Source organism: Ruminococcus sp. SR1/5 (genome assembly GCF_000209835.1).
GTDB classification, from domain to species: Bacteria; Bacillota; Clostridia; order Lachnospirales; family Lachnospiraceae; genus Blautia_A; species Blautia_A fusiformis.
Window position 1 is genome coordinate 2,167,668 of sequence record NC_021014.1, and the last position, 8,559, is coordinate 2,176,226.

Annotated in this window: 9 protein-coding genes; 3 read left to right on the forward strand and 6 right to left on the reverse strand. The window is 45.7% G+C overall.

What is annotated here, in order from left to right:
• Nucleotides 1-4: 4 nt before the first annotated feature.
• From CK1_RS10870 to CK1_RS10895, 6 genes are all read right to left on the reverse strand, one after another.
• Nucleotides 5-439 carry an RrF2 family transcriptional regulator gene (locus tag CK1_RS10870; protein WP_015526289.1) on the reverse strand — a complete coding sequence of 145 codons (435 nt, stop codon included), beginning with the start codon at nucleotides 437-439 and terminating at the stop codon, nucleotides 5-7.
• A gap of 453 nt (nucleotides 440-892) precedes the next feature.
• The gene (cysK, locus tag CK1_RS10875) at nucleotides 893-1,825 is read right to left on the reverse strand and encodes a cysteine synthase A (RefSeq protein ID WP_015526291.1); all 933 of its coding nucleotides are present in this window, start codon (nucleotides 1,823-1,825) and stop codon (nucleotides 893-895) included.
• 231 nt (nucleotides 1,826-2,056) lie between these two features.
• Nucleotides 2,057-2,791 (reverse strand): DUF4097 family beta strand repeat-containing protein, encoded by a 735-nt coding sequence (locus tag CK1_RS10880; protein WP_306288874.1) that lies wholly within the window; start codon nucleotides 2,789-2,791, stop codon nucleotides 2,057-2,059.
• Nucleotides 2,748-3,068 carry a hypothetical protein gene (locus CK1_RS10885; protein ID WP_015526292.1) on the reverse strand — a complete coding sequence of 107 codons (321 nt, stop codon included), beginning with the start codon at nucleotides 3,066-3,068 and terminating at the stop codon, nucleotides 2,748-2,750. The genes CK1_RS10880 and CK1_RS10885 overlap by 44 nt, the downstream gene beginning before the upstream one ends.
• Nucleotides 3,061-3,774 carry a DUF1700 domain-containing protein gene (locus CK1_RS10890; RefSeq protein WP_015526293.1) on the reverse strand — a complete coding sequence of 238 codons (714 nt, stop codon included), beginning with the start codon at nucleotides 3,772-3,774 and terminating at the stop codon, nucleotides 3,061-3,063. The genes CK1_RS10885 and CK1_RS10890 overlap by 8 nt, the downstream gene beginning before the upstream one ends.
• A complete protein-coding gene (locus CK1_RS10895; protein ID WP_015526294.1) occupies nucleotides 3,771-4,091 on the reverse strand; it encodes a PadR family transcriptional regulator in 321 nt (106 codons plus the stop codon). Before CK1_RS10895 ends, CK1_RS10890 begins: the two co-directional genes overlap by 4 nt.
• A 195-nt stretch (nucleotides 4,092-4,286) precedes the next feature.
• On the opposite strand from CK1_RS10895, the gene CK1_RS10900 reads away from it, so the two are divergent.
• From CK1_RS10900 to CK1_RS10910, 3 genes are all read left to right on the forward strand, one after another.
• Nucleotides 4,287-5,291, forward strand: a complete 1,005-nt coding sequence (locus CK1_RS10900; RefSeq protein ID WP_015526295.1) for an N-acetylmuramoyl-L-alanine amidase family protein — start codon at nucleotides 4,287-4,289, stop codon at nucleotides 5,289-5,291.
• A gap of 11 nt (nucleotides 5,292-5,302) precedes the next feature.
• Nucleotides 5,303-6,466, forward strand: a complete 1,164-nt coding sequence (locus tag CK1_RS10905) for a serine hydrolase (protein WP_306288875.1) — start codon at nucleotides 5,303-5,305, stop codon at nucleotides 6,464-6,466.
• Between the two features lie 134 nt (nucleotides 6,467-6,600).
• Nucleotides 6,601-8,559, forward strand: a 1,959-nt coding sequence (locus CK1_RS10910) for a CAP domain-containing protein (RefSeq protein ID WP_306288876.1), incomplete at its 3' end; no start/stop codon positions are given.

Here is an 8,559-nt window from a genome sequence, read left to right on the forward strand (position 1 = left end):
TTTTTTATATGATATATTCGTCCGCCTTCACGGCTTGCCAGTTCATCAGGTCTTCCAGTGTTATATGATCTACCACACCTTTGATGGCGTCGTCCAGCTTTTTCCAGAGGATCTGGGTGACGCAGTTCTCCTCACGGTCACAGATGGCTCCGTTGTCGTCCAGACATTCCACAGGGGAAAGGCTTCCTTCTGTGAGGCGGAGGATCATTCCGATGGTGTATTTATCCGGAGTCTGCTGCAGTGCATAGCCACCCTGAGGGCCACGGACACTGCGGACAAAGCCTGCTTTGTTCAGAATGGAGATGATCTGCTCCAGATATTTATCGGAGATCTCCTGGCGCTTCGCCACATCCTTCAGGCGGATCGGTTTTCCTGTATAATTTGTAGCAAGATCCAACATCAGTCTCAGCGCATATCTTCCTCTTGTAGAAATCCTCATGTAATATTTACCTCCAATATTTCAGTATTCTTCTGATTTATAGCCTTTTGCTCTTTCTGTTATTGTGTAGCTGTTCAGCCGGAAATATTCCTCTGTATTCCATAACCGGCACCCTTCTCTGTGATACACAGGCAGCTTCCTGTATCTTCTTTCATAGAAAGCAGAATCTGCTTTGCAGACTTTATTCTTTATATTGTTAATAGGTTTTGTTTGTTTTCTCTATTATACCTGAAAAAGCTACAAGATACAAGCAAGTCCACACACACTGCTTATTGCTTTTCGCGGGACCTTACCAGTGAACAGTAACCACAGCCCCACAGAGGGCTTACTTAATTCGATGAAATCAAGAATAAAACCGGCGCTCCGGCAGCCTGCTTGGACAGGCATTCAGGAGCGCCGTAAATAATCCCGCAGAATCACGCTTCGGGGCAAAAGAAGCGATCTTCGGATCGATTATTTTGTAAACAGTGGTGTGGAGTAGTAACGGTCTCCACTGTCCGGAAGAAGTGCTACGATCACTTTCCCCTTGTTCTCCGGGCGTTTTGCAAGCTGGATCGCAGCATAGAGAGCTGCACCGGAGGAAATTCCTGTAAGGATTCCCTCTTTCTTGGTAAGGAGTTTGGATGTTTCAAATGCATCCTCGTTCTCTACCGGAATGATCTCGTCATAAACCTTGGTGTCAAGTGTGTCCGGAACAAAACCTGCGCCGATACCCTGGATCTTATGCGGGCCTGCTTTTCCCTCAGAAAGTACAGGAGAAGTTGCAGGCTCAACAGCAACTACCTTCACATTCGGGTTCTGGCTCTTCAGGTACTCACCTGTACCGGTGATCGTTCCGCCTGTGCCGACACCTGCTACGAAAATGTCTACCTTTCCGTCTGTGTCATTCCAGATCTCAGGACCTGTTGTTGCTGCATGTGCCTTCGGGTTAGCCGGGTTCTCAAACTGTCCCGGGATGAAGCTTCCCGGAATCTCCTTGGCAAGCTCTTCTGCCTTGGCAATGGCACCCTTCATTCCCTTGGCTCCGTCTGTGAGAACTACCTCTGCACCATATGCCTTCAAGATGTTTCTTCTCTCAACACTCATGGTCTCCGGCATGGTGAGGATCGTCTTATAGCCCTTGGCAGCTGCGATGGCTGCAAGTCCGATTCCTGTGTTACCGGATGTTGGCTCGATAATGGTTGCGCCTGGTTTCAGGACACCTTTCTGCTCTGCATCCTCGATCATTGCCTTACCGATTCTGTCCTTAACACTTCCTGCCGGGTTAAAATACTCAAGCTTGGCAAGTACTGTAGCCTCAAGTCCCTCAGACTTCTCTACGTTCTTAACCTCTACAAGCGGTGTGTTTCCGATCAGTTCCAGTGCGCTTCCGTAAATTTTACCCATGATGATATCCTCCTTATTTCCTTTATGTCCATTTCCTTATTTCCTAGTAACTATATATGTTTTCTGTGATTTGATTGAATTATATCATAGTACAGGGATTTGTCAATACATTTCAGCCAAAAAACGCAGGAATTTTTCTCCGGAAAAAACCCCTGCGCTTCATATAATTTCATTTATTCTTTTTTAGGATTTTTACAAGCAGATGCATAGTCAGGCGGATATTCATATTCTTTATTTTTCAGATTCTGTTAATGTAATATCCCCATCGCTGCATTCCACATTTAAAGTCGGTGCTGAAGCACCGGCCTTGTTCTCATAAACAGAGGTGTCTTCCTCATTGTCGGTTTTTCCCCTGGAAAGCCCCTCCGTGTCCACATCTCCGTCTGTAGCTTTCAGATAAATATTGGTTTTCTCTGCACTGCCGTTCTTCATTTCTACAGAAACATCACCGCAGGAGCTATTGATCTTCATATCTCCGTTAAAGCTGCTGTTGTCTATCTGAATATCTCCGTCGCTGAGAGCTATCTGCCCATCTGCAAGCTCTGCCTTTTTTATGGTCACATCTCCGTTTCCGGATTTCAGCTGCATGTTATCTGTACATTGAAGTTCTTTTACATTCAGATCCCCGTCGGAAAGCTTTGCATCAAACTTTTCGAACTCGCCCTTGTCCAGCATCAGATCTCCATTGAGAAGTTCCAGGGTCATTTCTTTACACAAAAGCTGATCGGCAGCAAGATCCCCGTCGGAAAGCTGAAGCTCCGCTTCGGAAAGCTGTGCCTTCTCCGGAATATAAAGAACCACCGTATTCAATGCATCTTTCTTTTCTGTCAGATCCGCATGTGTAGAGAATATCCCCAGATCATAGGTTATATAATAACTTCCACTGCCGCCTGCAGACTCCTCAAGCGTGAGCTCTCCATCCTTATCCTTCCAGGTCAGAGGATTTTTTCCTCCCGTTTTTCTCAAGCTTATATTCCATATAATAATGGTCATCATCTGAGGTACGGATATCCAGATCAAAATCCTCAAAATCCACATTCAGCTTCATAAAATCATCAATCTGTTCTTTTTTCATTACTGTAAGATTTTTACGACTGGAAGAATTTCCTCCGGATACATACATATGATCTGAAGTATATGTGAAATCTTTTCCCCCTGCAAAATATCCTGCTGTGGAAAGAACAACTCCCGCTACACAGAGTGCTGTACCTGTCATCAGCACTGTTTTTGCAATCTTATTCATTTTTATGCACCTTCTTTCTTACAAGTCTGTTAACCAGACGGCCGATTCCCATTGCACACCATTTACATATATATATGGTAAGTACTCCAACGAGGATTCCCGCACCTGCCATCAGAAATCCACTGCCGACCATCATGCAGGCTGCTGCCAGAGATCTTGCGATCAATGTCATGCCGAAACCTGTGAGCACGATACCTCCGGCAATTGCTGATACACCTGTAACTGCCATGGAAAAGATCACTGCTGCGATGACAAGCACCACTGCTGCCAGTACTGCAAGGCCTGCAAACAGCAGCGCAATGCTCACCGGCGATGCACAGATCACCAGAAATGCGAGAAGAATGATCTTTCCGGGAGAACGCTTCTTTCCTGCGGATGTACTGTACCCTGTTGTACTCAGGTTTCTTGAATCTGTCCGGCTATGTGCATGGGAGCTCTCTCCGTAATATGAACCTGCTGCCGGCAAAGCTGCTGTTTTTTCCTCGGTGATGTCTTTACTGTCACCAACACTCTCCTGTAAAAGGTTCAGAAGCAGTTCCCTTGCCGCCTCTTTAGGCTGTCCCAGTTCTTCCATAACCTGCTGTTCATTCTCAGGTCCAGCCTCATCGAAGTATTCCGAAAAATACTCAATGGCATTGTCATAATCTTCTTTTGGAAGCCGCTTCAGATATTTCTTCAGCTGCTCCATATACTCTTTTCTTGTCATTTTCGAAGTCTCCCTTCCACAATATCGTCTATAGTATCGCGGTATTCTCTCCACTCTTTCCTCAAATATTCCAGCTGCTTCCGTCCGTCTTCTGTGATGGAATAATATTTACGTTTCCGTCCCTGAAATTCCTCTGAATAAGTTGTCAGATAACCATCCGTCTCCAGTCTGCGAAGGATCGGATACAATGTGGATTCCTTGATAGAAGCTACCATCTTCACTGTCTGGCTGATCTCATATCCGTAAGAATCCTGCTGCTCTACAACAGAAAGGATCAGGCATTCCGTCAGCACTGCAGACACCGGATAATAATACATAGGCACACCTCTTTATATAATTATTTTATATATAAAATTTTTATATATAATTATTTTACATATATAGTACCACACTTTCCCCTGTTGTCAAGCCCAATTTCACAATTGCTTTTTCCTATCTCCTTATTTATAATATTTACAAATGCAAACACCCACCAAGAAAGGACGTATTTTTATGGAAAAAAGCCTCATCTGATGGCGATCGTCCTGTTTCTGACGGGTCTTATCTGTATTGGACTGCTTTTTGGACTCAGCTATAAAACCTACCGGAAGATCGATGCCGTTGACCAGAAAATGGCCTCCGTGATCAAACCGGTCCAGAAAAAGCAGAAATCCATGAAAGAGGATATCGAACTTTATACAGCTAAGATCGAAAAGAAACAGGCAGCCAACAAATACCTGCAGCAGCGGGCACAGACAGAAAAAGCTGTCAAAAACAACACCGGTGAACATGAACGGGCACCGGAAGCTGAAAACAGTCAGAAAACGACCAAACCCTCTGTTTTCAATGAAGCCGGTGGTGAGGTATTCACCGATGGCGGTAATGATACCTCTTCTGCTTCCAACAACGGCCATATCGTCGGAATCGATCCCGGACATCAGGGCGAAAATGTTGATATGAGTGCCACAGAGCCGAACGGCCCCGGTTCCTCCACCATGAAGGCCAAGGCTTCCACCGGAACCAGAGGTTCCTTCAGCGGTCTCCCGGAGTATCAGCTGAATCTGGACGTTTCTCTTCTGCTTAAGGATATCCTGGAACAGCGTGGATACCAGGTAATAATGACAAGGACAGACAATGATACCGCTATCAGCAACAAGGAGCGTGCAGAACTGGTCGCTTCCCAGGGTGCGGAGATCTGTGTCCGTATCCATGCAAACGGAGATGATTCTGCAGATGTCTCCGGTGCTCTGACCATGTGTCCGTCCCAGCAGAATCCTTATGTTTCCAGTCTCTATGACAGTTCCAACAAACTATCCAAATGCATTGTGGATTCCTACTGCGCAGCTACCGGCTTCCAGAACCGCGGGATCATCTACACAGATTCCATGACAGGTATTAACTGGAGCACGATCCCGGTGACGATTGTGGAAATGGGATTTATGACCAACCAGAGCGATGATCTGAAAATGGCGGATTCCTCCTTCCAGCAGACTATGGCAGAAGGGATCGCCAATGGAATCGATGCTTATTTCCAATAATAAAAAGGAGTTTGTTTATATATGAAAAAAATACATTTCTATATATTGTGATCGCAGTGCTTGTCATCGCACTGGCAGGACTTGGGGCACTGAATGTCCGCTCCCTGGACAAGCTTGCATCTCTCCAGACAAAAGTTAACAAGCTGCAGAAAAGTGTGCAGGAGGTTTCTGATTCTGCCGCTGAGCTCAGCAGCAAAGCCGATCAGCTGGATGCTCTTTATCCTGATGATCCTACCGTTTCCAGCGCTGCTGCCGCAGCATCTTCAGCTGAGGTCCAGGGTCCTTCCGCACAGGAAGAATCCACAGATACATCTGCAGCCTCCGATTCTTCCGAAGCTTCTGGCAGCAAGGACAGTTCTTCTTCCACTCAGGAAGAAGGAACTCTTTCTCCATCCAGCGGAAGCACTTTCACAGACAATTCGGATTCCAGCATGGACAACCTTCTGAATCAGGTACAGTCTCTTCTTCCCACCGATAACGGAACCTGGTCCGTATATGTATGCAATCTTGCAAAAAATACCGAAGGTACCATCAATGATCAGCAGATGCAGGCTGCCAGCCTGATCAAGCTCTATATCATGGGTGCTGTATATGAGGATTATGACAGTCTTTCCTCCAAATACAGCAAGGATCAGCTGGACAATGCACTGAACTCCATGATCACAGTCAGCGACAATGATGCTGCCAATACACTTGTCAATTATCTTGGCGGCGGGGATGACGCAGCCGGAATGGCCCGTGTGAATAAATTCTGTCAGGATCACGGATACACCAGCACTTCCATGGGACGTCTTCTTCTTGCAGATAATTCCAATGGGGATAACTACACTTCCGCAAAGGATTGTGGAAAATTTCTGAAGACCATCTATCAGATCGACAAGGGTACTGCTACCGATAACAACGATACTCTGGCAGGAGCCGAATATATGTATCGTCTTCTGAAAATGCAGACCAGGAAAAACAAGATCCCGGCTCAGATGCCTTCCGAGGTAAAGGTTGCCAACAAAACCGGTGAACTGGATCACGTAGAAAACGATGTCGGCATCATCTATGACACTGCAAAGGGGATCGACCTGGTAGTCTGCTTTATGTCACAGGATCTTAACGATACCTCTGCTGCACAGAACACCATCGCACAGGACAGCCGTGCGATTTATGGATACTACAACGAATAACAAAAGAAACTATCTTCATTTTATATTGGTAAGGAAAACATCATGAATCAGACAAAAGAGAAAAAACAAGATACTTATTATGGCCTGCGCTGCTGCTTCTGCTTCTTCTGCTGGCGCCGGGCAACATTGTCCGTGTGCAGGCTGCCTCTGACCAGACTGCTGTCCAGCTGAAACTCAGTCAGGGTATCCGCCGCTATGATTATGCTTACCAGGTCCTTGATCTGGTAAATCAGGAACGTGCCAAAAAGAACCGGAATCCTGTCACTATGGATAAGAACCTTCTGGAATGCGCCATGACCAGAGCAGAAGAACTGACCGTTTACGCCAGTCATACCCGTCCCAATGGTTCCATCTGTTTTTCAGCCTTTCCTTATTTTGAGGATCCAAGTGAAAATCTTGCGATCAACCAGGGAACTCCTGAAGAAGTTATGGAATCATGGATCGAATCTTCCGGACATTACACGAACATCATGAATTCCAAAAATGTTTCTGCCGGAATCGGCTGCTACTCACAGAACGGTCATCTCTACTGGATCCAGTGCTTTTCTTCTCACGCAACAGAAGCCTGCACACAACCTGCCAATCAGACTGTGTCACCTGTTATTTCCGTGCTTCCAAAGCTGATAAATATCCATTTCAACGAAGCTTCTCCGATCACATTCACAGAAGAACAGAAAACACTGGCTATCTATATAACCTGTAATGGATTCAGCCCTATGAGTTCCAGCCTTGACCCAGCTTCTTTCACATGGTCAACCGGAGATCCTTCCATTGCCACTGTGGATCAGAGCGGTGTTATCCGACTGAAAAGCAGAGGAACCACTACGGTTTCTGCCACACTGAAATCCTGCCCGGACAAAACACTGTCTGCAGATCTCAATGCATACTATGATCTGGAAAATTCCAGAGAGACTTCTCTGCGCTATACAAGTTCCTGGAACTATACCGGAAGTCCCATTACTTTTTCTCCTGAACTAAAATTCCATGGTCGTACGCTGACTGAGGGAAAAGATTATACGATTTCTTTCTCCAACAATCAGAACAGCGGTGTGGGAACTTTCACGATCACAGGTCTTGGCCTTTATTCCGGAACTCTGACGAATAATTTCGGTATCTGGCAGATCAATCTCTCTCAGGCAGAGATTGATTTTTCCCAGTCCTCCTATCTGTATACCGGAACTCCACTAACTCCGAAGCCCACTGTCACCTGGAATGGTATAACCCTGACAGAAAATGTAGATTATACACTCTCCTGGCATAACAATGCCCAGCAGGGAAACGCTTATGTTACTGTTTCCGGTAAGGGAAATTTCACCGGTGAAAATAATAAATATTTCTACATCGACCTTACCCCGATCACGGAAGCTGAGATTGGTGATATCCCGGATTATGAATATGCTCCTGGCAAAGAATTCAAGCCGGAGCCAACGGTCATATTAAATGGTGTTACTTTAAAGAAAGATGTTGATTATACCCTTTCTTATTATGATAACACCATGGCAAGTTCCAGAACCAACAGACCTCGTGTCCATATAACCGGTATCGGCATTTACAGAAGCGGTTTTTCCAAATACTTCACCATCAATCCACTGAAGCTCTCCGGTGAGACCATCCAACTGGCAGATCCAAACTGCAAAAGTGAAAGTGTAATCTCTTATCTGCGAAATAACCTGGTCATCACCTATAATGGCACACAACTGACCTCTGATGATTTTCGCATTACTTCTGTATACTATTCCTCCAGCAATGAGATCCTGGATTTTTCACTTTCCTATAAGCAGAATTATTCCGGTTCAAGGCATATGACATCTGTAAAGCTTTGCGATCTTTCGGATATTCCGGAACAGATCTTCAACGGCAATGCAGTAACTCCGAAGCCTACCGTAAAATACGGCTCGGACACGCTTCAGGAAGGCACGGATTATATCCTTACCTGGAAAGATAACGCCAAAACCGGCACTGGCTCCGTAACGGTTACAGGAATCAACAATTATTTTTCAAGTCAGTCCCTGACCTTTAAAATATCCGCTCCGGCACCAACGAGCACTCCAACTCCGAAACCTACTGCTACCCCAAAGCCGAAGCCTACTGCT